The organism is Streptococcus ictaluri 707-05 (assembly GCF_000188015.2).
Classification (GTDB): domain Bacteria; phylum Bacillota; class Bacilli; order Lactobacillales; family Streptococcaceae; genus Streptococcus; species Streptococcus ictaluri.
In genome coordinates, this window is the sequence record NZ_AEUX02000006.1 from 16,858 (window position 1) to 33,136 (window position 16,279).

Annotated in this window: 10 protein-coding genes and 4 pseudogenes; all 14 read left to right on the forward strand. The window is 37.8% G+C overall.

The window, feature by feature from the left end; all coding sequences use genetic code 11:
• Positions 1-8: 8 nt before the first annotated feature.
• The 14 genes and pseudogenes from STRIC_RS05135 (at position 9) to STRIC_RS05195 (ending at position 16,094) form a co-directional block, all read left to right on the forward strand.
• Positions 9-266 (forward strand): hypothetical protein, encoded by a 258-nt coding sequence (locus STRIC_RS05135; RefSeq protein WP_200857376.1) that lies wholly within the window; start codon positions 9-11, stop codon positions 264-266.
• Positions 267-3,233, forward strand: a pseudogene (locus STRIC_RS05140) (PBECR4 domain-containing protein). It begins immediately after the preceding gene.
• 70 nt (positions 3,234-3,303) lie between these two features.
• Complete coding sequence (locus STRIC_RS05145) at positions 3,304-3,741, forward strand: hypothetical protein (protein WP_008089365.1); 438 nt, start codon at positions 3,304-3,306, stop codon at positions 3,739-3,741.
• 203 nt (positions 3,742-3,944) lie between these two features.
• Positions 3,945-4,334, forward strand: a complete 390-nt coding sequence (locus STRIC_RS05150; RefSeq protein WP_008088894.1) for a plasmid mobilization protein — start codon at positions 3,945-3,947, stop codon at positions 4,332-4,334.
• Positions 4,328-5,977, forward strand: a pseudogene (locus STRIC_RS05155) (relaxase/mobilization nuclease domain-containing protein). Before STRIC_RS05150 ends, STRIC_RS05155 begins: the two are co-directional and overlap by 7 nt.
• A gap of 5 nt (positions 5,978-5,982) precedes the next feature.
• Positions 5,983-6,179, forward strand: a pseudogene (locus STRIC_RS12950) (hypothetical protein); the annotation flags it as partial.
• Between the two features lie 338 nt (positions 6,180-6,517).
• Positions 6,518-7,798, forward strand: a complete 1,281-nt coding sequence (locus STRIC_RS05160) for an ISLre2 family transposase (protein ID WP_008089482.1) — start codon at positions 6,518-6,520, stop codon at positions 7,796-7,798.
• A 629-nt stretch (positions 7,799-8,427) separates the two neighbouring features.
• Positions 8,428-9,420 (forward strand): tryptophan ABC transporter substrate-binding protein, encoded by a 993-nt coding sequence (trpX, locus tag STRIC_RS05165; protein ID WP_008088688.1) that lies wholly within the window; start codon positions 8,428-8,430, stop codon positions 9,418-9,420.
• Positions 9,421-9,435: 15 nt separating this feature from the next.
• Positions 9,436-10,305, forward strand: coding sequence for an ABC transporter permease (locus tag STRIC_RS05170; RefSeq protein ID WP_008088795.1), 870 nt, complete (start codon positions 9,436-9,438; stop codon positions 10,303-10,305).
• Positions 10,302-11,060, forward strand: a complete 759-nt coding sequence (locus STRIC_RS05175) for an ABC transporter ATP-binding protein (RefSeq protein WP_008088953.1) — start codon at positions 10,302-10,304, stop codon at positions 11,058-11,060. Before STRIC_RS05170 ends, STRIC_RS05175 begins: the two co-directional genes overlap by 4 nt.
• A gap of 243 nt (positions 11,061-11,303) precedes the next feature.
• The gene (locus STRIC_RS05180; RefSeq protein ID WP_008089004.1) at positions 11,304-12,965 is read left to right on the forward strand and encodes a ribonuclease J; all 1,662 of its coding nucleotides are present in this window, start codon (positions 11,304-11,306) and stop codon (positions 12,963-12,965) included.
• A gap of 67 nt (positions 12,966-13,032) precedes the next feature.
• A pseudogene (locus STRIC_RS05185) lies at positions 13,033-13,815 on the forward strand (alpha/beta hydrolase).
• Between the two features lie 31 nt (positions 13,816-13,846).
• On the forward strand, positions 13,847-14,113 hold the full coding sequence (locus tag STRIC_RS05190; RefSeq protein ID WP_008088846.1) for a hypothetical protein: 267 nt from the start codon (positions 13,847-13,849) through the stop codon (positions 14,111-14,113).
• Positions 14,114-14,180: 67 nt separating this feature from the next.
• Complete coding sequence (locus STRIC_RS05195; protein ID WP_008088880.1) at positions 14,181-16,094, forward strand: ABC-F family ATP-binding cassette domain-containing protein; 1,914 nt, start codon at positions 14,181-14,183, stop codon at positions 16,092-16,094.
• The last annotated feature ends 185 nt before the right edge of the window (positions 16,095-16,279 follow it).

The following is a 16,279-nucleotide window of genomic DNA, read 5'->3' on the forward strand; positions in this document are numbered from 1 at the left end:
AGGACGATATGATGACTGATACAAAAAGACGACTCGGCTATTTAGAAACCATTAGCCAACCACTTGCCTTGAAAGCAGAAAACTTAATGTTAGAATACCAGGCTATTTGGCAGGTTTTGAAACAAGCAGATGAAGCAACGTTTTATCAACTTGCCCCTCATCTCTTTGTGACAATAGAGCAAAAAGAGCCATTGCTTGTAGAAGCCCTTGAAAGTACTCCTGAGGGCTATGAGCTCTTTAAAACATTACTGAAGGAGGAAAAATAGATGGTATTAACCAAAGCACAAGCCAAATCCCTCTCCATCTTAGAGGTTGCTAGAAGCCTAGGTATGGAGATGAAACGAAACTCTCATAAAGAATATTATTGGAAAGAACATGACTCTTTCAAGATCGATACTCATAAAAATACTTGGCACTGGTATTCTAGAGGGACTTATGGCGATACGATTAACCTAGTACAAGAAATCAGACAGGTTAGCTATGCGGATGCCATGAATTTCCTAGAGACAGGTCAGTCCCCTGAAGCAAAACCCATGGAAGAAGTTCGTCAGCCCTTCAGATATAGCTTAAGCCCCTATGAACAGCCTTTTAGAGAAGCGAGAAACTACTTAAAAGAAGTCAGAGGCTTATCGGATGAGACCATCAATTTCTTCCTCGAAAAAGGGGTGCTCGCACAAGCGAGACGACGAGATCGTGATGGCTTTACAGAAGATGTCCTGGTCTTTAAATACCTGGATAAAAGTCAGACTATTGTTGGGGCTAGCCTTCAGGGATTATCTCCTTATCCAGAACGCTATGAAGGTAAGGGCTACCTCAAACAAATCATGTACCAATCAGAAGGTATCGCAGGCTTAAACGTGTCGATTGGCTCTCCTAAGCGGTTGATTGTAGCAGAGGCTCCCATTGACCTGATGAGCTACTACGAGCTTCATAAGGACCAATTAGAGGATGTCAGGCTAGTCGCCATGGAAGGGCTGAAAGAAGGTATCGTTTCTCGCTATGCCATGGAAGCTCTTCAGGAACAGGGAGTATTAGTAGAAGATGGTAGAGATTACACCAAAGCTAGGGACTTGACTAAAACGTCTCAATTTTTGGCTAAGGCGGCACAAAACTCAACTCTCTTTCATGACCATAAGCAGGATAATCTGATTACGCTTGCGGTGGATAATGATAAGGCAGGTACAGATTTTATTGAAACTTTGAGAGAAAAAAGATTCCAATCATCGATGCCAGACCTCCTAAAGGAGAGGGAGACAGGAAAATGGATTGGAATCAATATCTACAAATGCAAAAAGAAGAGGATAAAGAATACATGAAAGCTCCAGAACAAAAAGAAAAAGCTCCTGACAGAGGTCAAGAGCTATCTAGCAATGCGGGCGATTCACATCGCAATCCCGATTCTTTAGGAGACTTATCTCCAGGGGCAGCATCGAAGCCCGTTGTGGACGAACCACAACCTGATTTTCCTGTCATTGCTCAACTAAATTTTAACACTAAAGGGGAAAGAATGTCAACCATTAAACCAGGGTATCATGTGATTACCAGTGGCGAATTAAACAGACTGAATAAATTTGCCCCAAGTTTACAAACAACAGCCCAATGGTATTTAAAAGAGTTATCAGGAAGTACTATTTCATACTTGTATCAAGACCATGACGGTTTAGGAAAATTAAGTGTACAGTTTTCAGATGAAAACTTTGCTCATTTGACGGGAATCTCACCCAAAGGTATTGACATGAAACAAGTTGTCTATAACTTTGCACAAGGAATTGGTTCTTACGGAAATATTCAGGTTTCTCATGCGATTAAAGATAAGTCAATGGTTCTACCTCTAATGCCAGATATTCTTTCGTCTCAATCTTTTGTATTTGATGATTTATCTGAAGTTGAAAAATTCCATAAGATTGACCTTTCACAAGCAATTAAGACAGATGATGAAGATTTGTTACTGGCTATTAGGGATGTTGATGGTGTAGGCATTCCTGCTTCAGTTATGCGACTGAAGGAAAAATTATCTGAAAGTCTTCAAGGTAAGGAAAAAATTATCCTTGGTATTTACCGTCATCGTGATGGTAAGCTTGACCAACTTTCTATCAATGAAGTATATGTGAAAGATGGCGGCAAAAGATTTGAAGAAATCCTCAAAATTCCTGTTTGAGCTATCCCGAACAGCTTAACATCTGGAACTCTAGTTATCTATGAACTGGTTGCACTTGACTTGACAACTTGCGATCAAAAATAAAGATATCGCAGGGCTCAATCGCCACCTAAAGGATGGTATCAAGGAGTATCTAAACTCAGATAAATACAAAGACTACTTAATCAAAATGAGTCAACTTAATCACTACTCTAGTCGCAATTTACGCTTAATTCTTGCCCAAAACCCAGAAGCTACTAAAGTTGCTTCGTTTAAGCAATGGAAGGAAACCTTCGAGCGTCATGTGAAGAAAGGGGAGAAGTCCCTTCGGATTTTTGCGCCAATGACCAAGCTCAAAAAAGATGAGAACAATCAACCCATCTTGGATAAGAATGGCAAACCAGAAACCGTCACTTTCTTTGGATTGGTCCCCGTTTTTGATGTGAGTCAAACAGAAGGGAAGGAAATGCCTAAAGCCATTACAGAAGTCAAAGAACAGGTATCTGATTTAGACTATGCCAATCTCTACCGTGCCATGATGACCATTACTAAAGCTAATAATGTCTCTGTCCGATTTGAAGAAATGCAAGGTGAAGCCAAGGGCTATTATAACCCAGCAGAACATCAAATTGTCTTACGCAGTAACGACATGAACAAGTCTCAACTCATTAAAACCTTCTTACATGAGACCGCTCACTCGGAGTTACATCATGCCAACAACCCACAACAAGAACAGCTGACCAGAAGTACCGCAGAACTCCAGGCAGAGAGTGTGGCTTATGTGGTATCAGCTTATTATGGTTTAGATACCTCAGACTATTCCTTTGGTTATTTAGCGAGTTGGTCCGACGATAAGGAGACTTTAGCTGACCTAGAAGCACAACTTGATATTGTCCAACAAGAAGCTAAAAGTTTAATGGTGAGAATGGACCAACAGCTGGAACAGTTACGCCTCACTCAAGAAAAACAAACCAAGTATCAGTTTGAACAAAAGCTTCAAAAATTTAAAGACCAAAGTAAGCAGGCAGTAGAAGATCATAAACAAGAAATGAAGCAGGAAGCCCAGTCAAAAAAAGAAAAGGGGCTCTCGAAATGACCGAACGAGATACTCAGAAATCCTCCAAGGTCAAATTAAAAACAACCCCACCACAAGGAGGACAACACACATGAATGAACAAGAAGAAAACCAATTATTGATCATCTTATCTGACTTTATCCCACTCATGGATGGTGATATCATCCAAGGCATTTCTCCTGAAGCAAAAGACCTAACGCGCCAAATAGTTTTAGAAGGGCTTAAAGCAGATATGGAAGCATTTGATAAAGAAGATGTCTCACTAGTGAGCTGGCAAGAAGAAAATATTCAGCTCTTGGAAGCCATCAGTGATGAGGAGTTTCAAGCAGTGGTTGATGAAAAAATAATGATGACAGAGCTACAAATCGGTCACTCGATCTTTCAACCACTCAACGAAAATCAGTTAGAACTCCTATCTAAACACCTCAAGTCACAAGAGGAAACAGCTTCAGAAAAAGAGTCACATCTTGAAGAAAAAGCAAAGCGAAAACCGTCACTGTTTAAAAAAATGTTGAGGCAGCTTCGCTAACGAATTAAAAAAATAATGAGGTCTTCCTTCAAAAAAAGGAAGGTACTAGGGGCTTGGGGATTTCCCCAACAATGAAAAAGGCAAGATTGACCTTCTCTGACCTTTTTTGATTTCGCATGTGTGGCCACACATGCTATGCTTGCCACAAGGAAAGGGGTAGGCTGAGAGCTAAAAAATTTTTTTAAGCAGACAAGGAGAAAATAATGAAATTAAAAAATAGAAAGCGATATATTGTTAAGAAAGTTTGTTTTACTCCAAAAGAATATGAACAGGTGAAATATGCCATGGATCAGATGGGGGCACCTACTTTTCAATACTATGCAAAGAATCAGCTTATCCAAGGAAGACTCGTTCAAATTGATTTTTCAGAGCTGAAAAATTTACGGGTGGCAGTTAATCGCATTGGCGGAAACATCAACCAAATTGCTAAACATGCCAACGAAAATAAGACTATTAATCAAGAAGAACTAGGTCAAATCTTAGAACTTCTTTCTGATATCAAAGAGATGGTTGCTGTCAAATTATCTAGCGCTGAAAAGAAAAGTTTACAGGAAAGAAAAACAAAAGAAATAAGGACTTATGACGAATGGTAGCGATAAAAAAACCAAAACAAATTCACGAGACTGCTAATTTTAAAATTGCCGTACGCTATATTTTGAATAAGGCAAAGTCAGTCATCCCTCAAGAAGGCTCTGAGGTAGACATCGACTTTCCTGTGATTTGGAAAAATCATCAGAAACAAATTCATTTGGTTTCCTCAAATGGCATTGAAGATTATTCAATAGCTGATGAAGAAATGATAATGACTAAACTAGCAGCTGCTTTTAAAAAAGGTGATGATGACCTCAAAGAATTAAACTCAGGGAACCAAGTTTTGGCTCATCATATTATTCAATCCTTTTCACCAGAGGATAACCTAACGCCAGAACAAGTTCATAATATTGGTAGACAAACCATGATGGAATTTACTGGAGGGGACTATGAGTTTATTATCGCAACTCATACTGATAAAAACCATCTCCACAATCACATCATTTTATCAACGACAAATACTTCAACGTTAAAAAAGATGCGTTGGCAGAAGAATACTCTTAAAAATTTACGAGCGATTTCAGATAAGCATGCGGCCAAATACGGAGCTAAAATTATTGAACCAACCATGAAAAATTCTTACACTAAATATTCAGCTTGGCGACGACAAAATAATTTTAGTTACGAGATTAAACAGCGCCTCGATTTTCTTTTGAAGCAGTCAACGTCAATAGAGGATTTTAAACAAAAGGCCAAATTGCTTGATCTTCACGTTAATTTTTCTGGGAAGTTTGTGAAGTATCGCTTGCTGGTTCCCTTAAATGGGAAGTTCTAAGAAAAAAATACGAGAGACCGTTTTTTATCTAAGAAGGGGCATTATGGTTTAAAACAAATTCAAGAACGAGTAAAGAAAAATCAATTGGTTTATGATGTCTCTGAAATCAAGGAACGGTATCAAGAAGAAAGAGCTCAAGCAGATAATGATTTTGAATTGAAATTAGAAGTTGCTAGTTGGCAAGTAGAACAAGAAAGTAGTCATGGTATCTATCTTCAAATGGATTATGGTGCCCTCAATAGCGGAACGGTTTTGATTCCGTCACATAAAGTGGATAAACAAGAAGATGGAAACTACATTATCTACATCAAAGAAAGAGATTACTTTTATTTTCTCAATCCTGATCAGTCAGAGAAGAATCGTTACATGATGGGGAAAACTCTCGCTCGACAACTAGCCAAGCAAAATGGAGAAGTACTTGTCACAAAAAATCCTCACATCTCATCCATGCGAGAACTCATTAAGGAATATAATTTTTTGGTTGAACATCATGTCACAGACGGTGAACAATTCCAAAATTTAGAAGAACGGTTCAATAACAAAATCGAAGAGACTCATCAAGAACTTCAAACCTTAGATGAACGCCTGGCTTACTATCATAAAGTTGAGGGGGCTCTACTTGCCATTGCACAAACACCAGAAAATAGTTTGCCATCTATGCAGTTATTAGATGAGTTAGGTCTTCCAAAAGACATCGCCATTTCAGATATTCGTCAAACCATTCAACAATTTGAAATAGAAAAAGATGCCCTTCAAGAATTTTTTGACGATACCTTGAAGACTTATACAACCTACCAAGAAATGAAAGAACAGATTAAGTCTCGTGAGGTAAACATTCATAAGCAAGAGACAGAAGAAAAATCACTTTAAGAAAGGAACAGCACCACAGCTTTTGGCAAGAGGACTATGCCCGCTTTCTTCTACAAAAAGATATCGGTTTGTTAACAATTTATTATGCGAAGAAGACCTGTCCTGTTTGTGGGAAGGCCGCTTTTCAACCATGCGTGATGTTTATCAGAAATTCAATACCTCAAGTATGCCTTCTAGTTATGACCTAATAGTTATGAATGGTGATATTAAGGCTTTCTCCAAAATTCAAGATGTGATTGATAGAGACTAAGCAAAAAGTCACCCCCAAACGAGAGTGACCAGCTGAGCTGTTAGTGTTAAAGCAATGAGAAAAAGAATTAACAGCTCACGTCATTATAACATAAGCTCTCTTTAATAGCGAGAACGCAAAAATCGCCACACTTAGTGTGACGATGATGTTGAGAGGGAGATGTATTTGAATACTAATGCCTAATAAGAAAGTTGACCTCTCAACACTAGTAGTATACCATAGATTGGCTTAAGGTTTCTATTGTTTAAGTTTAGATTTTCAAACAGGTTAGTTTTAGATACAATAGACTTATGAGATTTGATGAAAACATCTTCGTAGCAGAACGCAATAGACAATGTGAACTAGCCTTTTTAAATCAAGTGTCAGCTTATGACAAGCAAGTCGCATCAATGATGCGTATCAATGGTTATCGTAGAATTGATGCCCCAGAACGAACAGTCCTTTTCACTTTTGGAGAAATGACCTTCTCAAGAAGTCGTTGGCGAAAAGGGGAAAACACACGCTATCCTGTTGATGAATGGCTGGGATTAAAACCTTATATGCGTTATTCTCCTGAACTCATGCTTCATATGGCGGAACACGCTTCTAAATTATCTTATCGGGAAGTTTGTCGTACAATTGAAACAGCTTATGGCCTATTAGTGACAAAAGATGCCGTCTTAAAAGCTGTCAAACTAGCAGACCGACTCTTTTCAGAGAAAGAACACTATCGTTTCTTACGGAACGTAGAACACCCACAAAAAATCCAAGCAGAAAGAATCTACTTGGAAGGGGATGGTGTCATGGTCAAAACAACCTCTGGAGGAGATGAGCGTCATAATACAGATTTGGCTCATTTTTTAATCCATACGGGATCAAGAAAGATTGGTAAAAATCGCTATATTCTACAAAATAAGCATGAAATTATTAACGCTAACTATGATAAAGCAAGAGAGGAGCTATTAGACTATCTCTACAATCACTTTGAGATAACGGATAAGACCATCCTCATTACGAATTCAGATAACGGTAAAGGCTATACCAAACGTGTCTTTCAAGAGGTTAAGAAAGCCCTTGGCATTAAGTATCATGAACATTTTTGGGACAGCTATCATCTTAATAAGCAGTTGAAAGATTTTTTCAAGCCCTATCCTTATGTCCTACAGGATTTAGCTTTTAAAGCTATTCAAACTCATAAAAAGTCATTATTAGAAACTGTCTTAGATACAGTAGAAACACTGATAGAAACTGAGGAAGAATCTGTTAACTATTATGCTTTTAGGCAGAAACTCTTTAGAAATTTTAGGGATACTAGGCCATCACAATTACGAGGGCTAACCTCTCGTGGTATAGGTGCCATGGAAAGCCAGCATCGCAAAGTGACTTACCGTATGAAACATCGTGGGATGTATTGGTCAGTAACAGGCGCTTGTACTATGGCTAAAATTATCTTATTGGAACGAATAAATAAACTAGGTGACCTCTTCTTTGGCGACTGGCGAAAGCAGTACCAGAAGTATCGAGGCAGGGGCTTAGGTGCTGGCCATTTGGTTAACCATTATCCTCATGATGCAGTGGTGATCAGGCGATGACTATAAAAAAATCTATCCTATAGCAACCGCTAAAATATTAAATTTTAGAGGCTTTTTTGGTGTGTTTATGCCCCGAAACCCTTGCATTACTGGGTTGTCTGTGGTACAATAATAGTAAGATAAAGTGAAAAAAGGTGCAGAAGCGCAAACTTCTACACCACCGATTAAGACAAAAAGGACCTTTGCTTAATCAGTCAAACAGTATTGTATCATGTCGTAAACAATATCGTCAAGACTGAAGCAGAGAAAACCTTTGTTTCGGTCTTTTTTGGAATAAAAGAGCCTAGAGTTTTCTTAGGTTATAAGGGTTAGTTGGACTTTCCCAGAAATTTAGACACATACATGAGAGAAAAGGGCTTGCATTATTTTTAGTTTCCGATATAATATTAAAAAACGAGAAAGGAAATCCTAGATGACAACACAATTTGTAAACATCAATTGGCAAAGCTGGCATAGATAAGTTGTGTTTATGGATGGACATAGATACGACTTTTAGAGTACTTCTAAAAAGGTATCTATGCGCTAAACTTGGATTTCAAAAAGCGCCTAGTAGCTAAATACTGAGCGCTTTTTCTTTTGCCTTGTACTCTAAAAGAAATCATTACAAAAGCTGTAAAAAAGGAGTAAACATGAAAAATAACTATTTGATAGCAACTTTAATCTTATTATTTCTTATGGTTACTGGTTCCCTATTTTTAAAGGAAACCATTAATCAAGAAAGTTTAGCAGATAAAAAGGTCATTAAAGTAGGTATCCTGCAGTTGGTAACCCATCAGGCGCTTGATCAAATTGAAAAAGGTATTGAAGATGAGTTGCTTAAACATCAAAAGAATGGCAAACGTATTGAAATTACAGTGATGAATGCAGAAGGCGATCAGAGTAAAATTCAGACCATGAGTCGTCAATTGACCGCCTCAGGAAATGATATTGTGATTGGAATCGCGACACCTGCAGCTCAAGGACTGGCAGCTGCTACAAAAGATATTCCTGTAGTCATGTCGGCTGTATCTGATCCCGTTGGGGCAAAGCTCATCAAGAATCTTAAAGCGCCAGAATCCAATGTTACTGGCCTTTCCAATAAAGTTCCTGTTAAAGAGACAGTTTCCTTGATTTCAGAATTGACTCCTCAAGTGAAAACCGTTGGTGTTCTTTATTCCAGTAGTGAAGACAATTCTTTATCTCAAGTGAATGATTTTAGTCAATCAGCTCAAGAGAAAGGGTTTTCAGTGACAAAGTATGCGGTTCCTTCAACTAATGAAGTCCCAACAACCATGTCAGTCATGGCAGCGAAAGTAGATGCTATCTTTGTACCACAAGATAATACCATCGCAAGTGCATTTTCAACAGTCATCAGTAAAGCCAAAGCGGCCAAGATTCCGGTCTATTCAAGCGTTGATAATATGGTAGATGAAGGTAGTCTGGCATCAGTATCACAAAGTCAATATCAATTAGGTGTTGGAACAGCTAAACAGGTATTGCGCCTGATGAAAGGAAAAAAAGTGTCACAAGTTCCTGTGACCATTGTAGACGATGGAAAACCCTATATTAATCCTAAAGTCGCTCAAGAACTGGGAATTTCCATTTCTAAAGAGCTCCGTAAGCGTTCTGATTTAGCGAAATAAAGAAAGGATAAGAAAATGATTGTTTCAGCTGTGACACAGGGTCTCTTTTGGGGGATCCTAGGATTAGGTATTTACCTAACCTTTAGAATTTTGAATTTTCCTGATATGACCACAGAAGGTTCCTTTCCTTTAGGAGGAGCGGTAGCGGTCACCATGATGAATCTTGGTTACAATGCTTTTATAGCGACTCTATTTGGCATGTTAGCAGGAGCTATGGCTGGTTTAACAACAGGACTTTTATATACCAAAGGCAAAATCCCAACCATATTGGCAGGTATTTTGGTGATGACTTCTTGTAATTCCATTATGTTGATGGTCATGAAACGTGCTAATCTCGGCTTACATGACATTAAGCGACTTCAAGACTATCTGCCTTTTTCTTCTGATGTTAATAATCTCTTAGCAGGACTAGCTGTAGTTGTTTTAGTCATTAGTCTTTTGATTTATTTCTTGTATACACAACTTGGTCAAGCCTATATCGCAACCGGTGATAACCGAGATATGGTAAAAAGTTTTGGCATCAATACAGATAGTATGGAGGTAATGGGTCTTGTGGTTTCCAATGCCTTAATAGGGCTTTCAGGAGCACTGGTTAGTCAACAAGACGGCTATGCTGATGTCTCTAAAGGAATTGGTGTTATTGTTATTGGACTGGCTAGCATTATCGTTGGAGAGGTTCTTTACTCAACTGGTTTGACCTTACTTGAGCGTTTAATTGCCATTGTGGTGGGGTCCATTTTATATCAATTCTTGATTGCAACAGTTATTGGACTTGGTTTTAATACCAATTATTTAAAATTATTTAGTGCCATTGTTTTAGCTATATGTTTAATGGTACCAGAAGTAAAGAAAAGAGTGTTTAAGGGGGTGAGTTTATCACGATGAGAGCAATTATTGAACTAATTCATGCTACTGTTCAAGTTAATAATGGCTTTGATGAAGTCAAAACCATTTTGGATGATGTTAATCTAAAAATTTATGAACATGATTTTTTAACCCTGCTTGGAGGTAACGGTGCCGGTAAGTCAACTCTTTTTAATGTTATTGCAGGAACGGTAATGCTCACAAAAGGCCAAGTCAAAATGTTGGGACAGGATGTGACAAGACTATCTGCTGAAAAACGGGCTGTTTACTTGTCTCGAGTTTTCCAAGATCCTAAAATGGGAACAGCTCCTAGAATGACCATTGCTGAAAATCTTTTGATAGCTAAATACAGGGGTCAAAGACGTCCTTTTACATCACGACGAATTGCGGATTACCGTGAGGAGTTTACAAGCTTAGTTGCAAAAACAGGTAATGGGCTAGACAAGCACTTGGACACGCCAACTGGCCTTTTATCAGGAGGTCAACGTCAAGCCCTTAGCCTTTTAATGGCAACTTTAAAAAAACCAGAACTCTTGTTACTTGATGAGCACACAGCAGCCCTTGATCCTAAAACCAGTCGCTCACTCATGTCCTTAACTAACCATTTTGTCATGGAAGACAAGTTGACTGCACTTATGATTACCCACCATATGGAAGATGCACTTAAGTATGGCAATCGTTTGATTGTCATGAAAGATGGTAAGATTATTCAAGATTTAAATCAGCAAGAAAAGGCTAACTTAGAAATTGCAGATTATTACCAATTATTTGATTAAAAGGGAAAGTCATGGAACTTGTTTTCATGACTTTTTTACAATTTTTTTCAAGGGAAATATGACTCTAAAAACATTAAAGATAACTACTAACAGCAGACATTCATCAAGTCTTTAAAGACATTTTCAAGAAAAAGAAGACAAAATGTGATATACTATAATGGACTGTAGCAAAGCTACAAAATAGTAATTCGACTTACATTGTAAGGACCGTTTGTAATAAAAAAATAAACAATGAGGAGTATCATGAGTAATATTAAGATAATCGCCTTAGGTGGCGTTCGTGAATACGGTAAAAATTTTTATTTAGTGGAAATTAACCAGTCCATTTTTATTTTAGATGCTGGACTAAAATACCCAGAAAATGAACAATTGGGTGTTGACTTAGTCATTCCAAATCTGGATTATGTCATCGAAAATAAAGATAAAGTTCAAGGCGTTTTTCTAAGTCATGGGCACGCTGATGCAATTGGAGCATTGCCTTATTTGTTGGCTGAAGTACCAGTACCAGTCTTTGGCTCAGAATTGACTATTGAATTAGCTAAATTATTCGTTAAAGGCAATAACAGCACTAAAAAATTCAATAACTTCCACGTGGTGGATAGTGAGACTGAAATTGAATTTAGAGATGGATTAGTTTCCTTCTTTAAAACAACCCATTCGATTCCAGAAAGTTTAGGATTGGTCATTGGAACAGACAAAGGAAATATTGTCTATACTGGTGATTTTAAGTTTGACCAAGCAGCGCGTGAAGGTTATCAAACAGACTTACTTCGTTTTGCTGAAATTGGTAAAGAAGGTGTCTTAGCCCTCTTATCTGACTCTGCAAATGCGACTAGTAATGATCAAATTGCCAGTGAGTCAGAAGTGGGCGAGGAGATGGATAGCGTCATTGCAGATGCATCTGGACGTGTGATTGTAGCTGCGGTAGCCTCTAACTTGGTAAGGATTCAACAAGTATTGGATTCAGCCACAGCCTATGGTCGTCGTGTGGTTTTGACTGGTACTGATGCTGAGAACATTGTTCGCACAGCGTTACGGTTGAACAAACTCATGATTTCAGATGAGCGACTTTTGATTAAACCAAAAGACATGTCTAAATTTGAAGACCATGAGTTGATTATTTTGGAAGCTGGACGAATGGGCGAGCTGATTAACAGCCTTCAAAAAATGGCGGCAGGTCGTCACCGCTATGTACAAATCAAAGAGGGTGACTTGGTTTATATTGTTACTACTCCAAGCACTGCTAAAGAAGCCATGGTAGCTCGAGTAGAAAACTTAATTTATAAAGCTGGTGGCAGTGTTAAATTAATTACCCAGAATCTACGTGTTTCTGGACATGCCAACGGTCGAGATTTACAACTCTTGATTAATTTATTAAGACCTCAATACCTTTTCCCGGTTCAAGGGGAGTATCGTGATTTAGCAGCTCATGCTAAGCTCGCTGAAGAAGTTGGTATTTTACCTGAAAACATTCATATTATGAAACGTGGTGATATCATGGTTCTTAATGAGGATGGGTTCTTGCATGAAGGAGCGGTTCCTGCTAGTGATGTCATGATTGATGGAAATGCTATCGGTGATGTTGGCAATATTGTGTTGCGAGACCGCAAAGTCTTATCTGAAGATGGTATTTTTATCGTCGCTATTACTGTATCTAAGAAAGAAAAGCGTATTATTTCTAAAGCAAAAGTTAATACACGCGGCTTTGTTTACGTTAAGAAAAGTCGAGACATTCTTCGTGAAAGTGCCGAGCTGGTCAATGTTACGGTAGAAAATTACCTCCAAAAAGATAATTTCGATTGGGGAGAATTGAAGGGTTCTGTAAGAGACGAATTGTCAAAATTCTTATTTGAGCAAACAAAACGTCGTCCAGCAATTCTTCCAGTTGTCATGGAAGTTCGTTAATGAGATTGGATGGAGGTTTGGAAACAAGCCTCTTTTCACTCATTAAAAGCAATAAAAAGGAGATCTGATGGCAAGTATTAGTATCGAATACCATTCCCAAGTTCTAGGAATGGAGAGACAAGTAAAGGTTATTTATCCTGATCAATCTGAGTTAGATGAGTCATCTCAAGGAGATACAGATATCCCTGTACTCTATCTTTTACACGGAATGGGTGGCAATGAAAATTCATGGCAAAAACGGACTAACATTGAACGCTTAGTACGTCATACCAATCTGATTATTGTCATGCCTTCCACTGATTTAGGCTGGTATACAGACACCACTTATGGAATGGATTATACCCAAGCGACTTTTGAGGAACTGCCTCAAGTGCTCTCTTCATTCTTTCCTAATATGACAACAAAACGTGACAAAAGCTTTGTAGCAGGATTGTCGATGGGAGGTTATGGTGCTTTCAAATGGGCCTTAACCAGTAATCGCTTTTCAAAAGCAGCTTTCTTTTCAGGAGCACTCGATTTTTCAGTAGACGATTTGCTAGAGGAAGTTTTGGAAAATAGAGCATACTGGGAAGGGATTTTCGGCAACTTAGAAAGAAACCTAGAAAAACATTCTTTAACATCAATGCTTTCACAGTTTGATGGAAAAACAGATTTCTATGCTTAGTGTGGTTATGAGGATTTCCTTTTCCCTCATAATGAAAAAGCAATAGCAGAATTGACTGACTTAGGACTTAATATCGCTTTTCATAAGAGTCATGGTAAGCATGAGTGGTATTACTGGAACCAACAATTAGAGAGGCTATTAGAATGGCTTCCTATTGATTATCAAGCTGAAGAAAGGTTAACTTAGTAAGCCATAAGCTTAACTTTAAAAAGACATTATGAAAACCTTCATCAATATTCTATTATGGATTCCTAAACAAATCTGTCGTCTTATTTGGCGTCTTGTGCTTGGATTCATCCAAACTATTATTTTATTAGCTATTATTATTTTTGGACTAATTTATTATGCTAACCATAGCGATTCAGCCCTAGCTAATCATATTTCTAATATTAGTGATACAGTAGTTCAAATCATGGATACTGTGACGCATAAATCTACAGCAGTACCTATAACTTTGCTTGAGAGAAATCATCAAGATATTTAATGCTTTTTCTCCTCTTAAACGATTCAAAATGTCCCAAATGGGGCATTTTTTTTGCTAAAATAGAAACATGATTATCTTACAAGGAAATAAAATAGAGCGCTCTTTTTCAGGAGATGTTCTCTTTCAAAATATCTCTCTACAAGTTGATGAACGTGATCGCATTGCTTTAGTTGGACCCAATGGTGCCGGTAAATCGACCTTACTTAAAATTTTAGTTGGTGAAGAGGAACCAACTAAAGGTGACGTCAATCGAAAACGTGACTTAACCTTGTCTTATTTAGCCCAAAATAGTCGTTTTGAATCAGATAAAACCATCTATGAAGAAATGTTAAAGGTTTTTGAAGATGTGAGGACTGATGAAAGACGTCTCCGTCAGATGGAAGCAGAAATGGCTGAAAAAAAGGGACAAGACTTGGAACGCTTAATGCAGGACTATGATCGTCTTTCAGAATCTTTTAGAGCTGGTCATGGCTTTACCTACGAATCTGAAATCAAAACGATTTTAAACGGTTTCAAATTTGATGCCAGAATGTGGGATATGAAAATCTCAGCCTTATCTGGTGGCCAAAATACCCGATTAGCCCTAGCTAAGATGCTGCTTGAAAAGCCAGAACTGTTAGTTCTTGATGAGCCAACCAATCATTTAGATATTGAAACCATTGCTTGGTTAGAAAATTACTTAGCTAATTACCAAGGAGCACTCATTATTGTCAGTCATGACCGCTATTTCTTGGATAAAGTCGCAACGGTGACCCTTGATTTGAATCCTTCTTCTCTTGATCGTTACGCAGGTAATTATTCACGTTTTATGGATTTGAAGGCTGAAAAACTAGCAAGTGAAGAAAAACTTTTTGAAAAACAACAAAAAGAAATTGCTAAGTTAGAAGATTTTGTGCAAAAAAATATTGTTCGCGCCTCAACGACAAAATGTGCTCAAGCCAGACGAAAACAATTAGAAAAAATGGATCGCCTAGACAAGCCATCTAGTAGTAAAAAATTAGCTCACATGACCTTTCAAGCTGAAAAAACATCAGGTAACATTGTGTTAACAGTAGAAGATGCTGCTATTGGTTATCACAATCAGATATTATCAGAACCTATCGACCTAGAAGTCAACAAGCTAGATGCCATTGCCGTTGTAGGGCCAAACGGTATTGGAAAATCAACGCTCATCAAAAGTATCACCAAAGAAATTCCATTGCTAAAGGGTCATCTAAAATATGGTGCTAATGTTGAGATAGGCTATTATGACCAAACACAGAGTCATTTAAGTCCCAGTAATTCTGTTTTAGAAGAAATCTGGAAGGACTTTCCAACCACCGCAGAAGTTGATATCAGAAATCGATTAGGGGCTTTCCTCTTTTCAGGCGATGACGTCAAAAAATCAGTAGCTATGCTTTCTGGTGGTGAAAAAGCTCGATTGCTACTAGCTAAGCTATCGATGGAAAATAATAATTTTCTTGTTCTTGATGAGCCAACCAACCATTTAGATATTGATAGCAAAGAAGTCTTAGAAAATGCTTTGATAGCTTTTGATGGTACTATTTTATTTGTCAGCCACGACCGTTACTTTATTAACCGAATTGCTAGCAAAGTTCTAGAAATCAGTGAAGAAGGATCCAAGCTTTATTTAGGTGATTACGATTACTATGTCACTAAAAAAGCTGAGCTAGAAGAATTAGCACGTATCAAAGAGCAACAAGAAGTTGTGGAAGACCAAAGTAGGAGTGAAGGCAACACCCATTATCAAGATCAAAAAGCTAACCAAAAGGAAGTGCGAAAACTCAAAAGACGTTATGAGGAAATTGAGACAAGACTTGAAGAGATTGATAATGAGCTTGCAAACATAGCGGCACAGATGCAGACTTCAAATGATAGCAGTCAATTAATGGCATGGCAAAAGGACTTAGATCTGCTCAATGAGCAACAAAATGAGCTAATGGAAGAATGGGAAATTCTAGCTGAACAACTAGAGATTTAAAAAGTTAAGTTAGCTTAATAAAAGCGGTAAAAAACTGTTATATACTATTCAAAAAATGTATTAGTACAGAAAAATTTGTGAAATCACAAACTTTTCTTTTTTGTCAAAAGGCGTTATATAAGGCAGAAAGCGATTTAATTTCTTGCAAATTGTGAATAAAAGTTTTATCATTAAAAAGTAATATG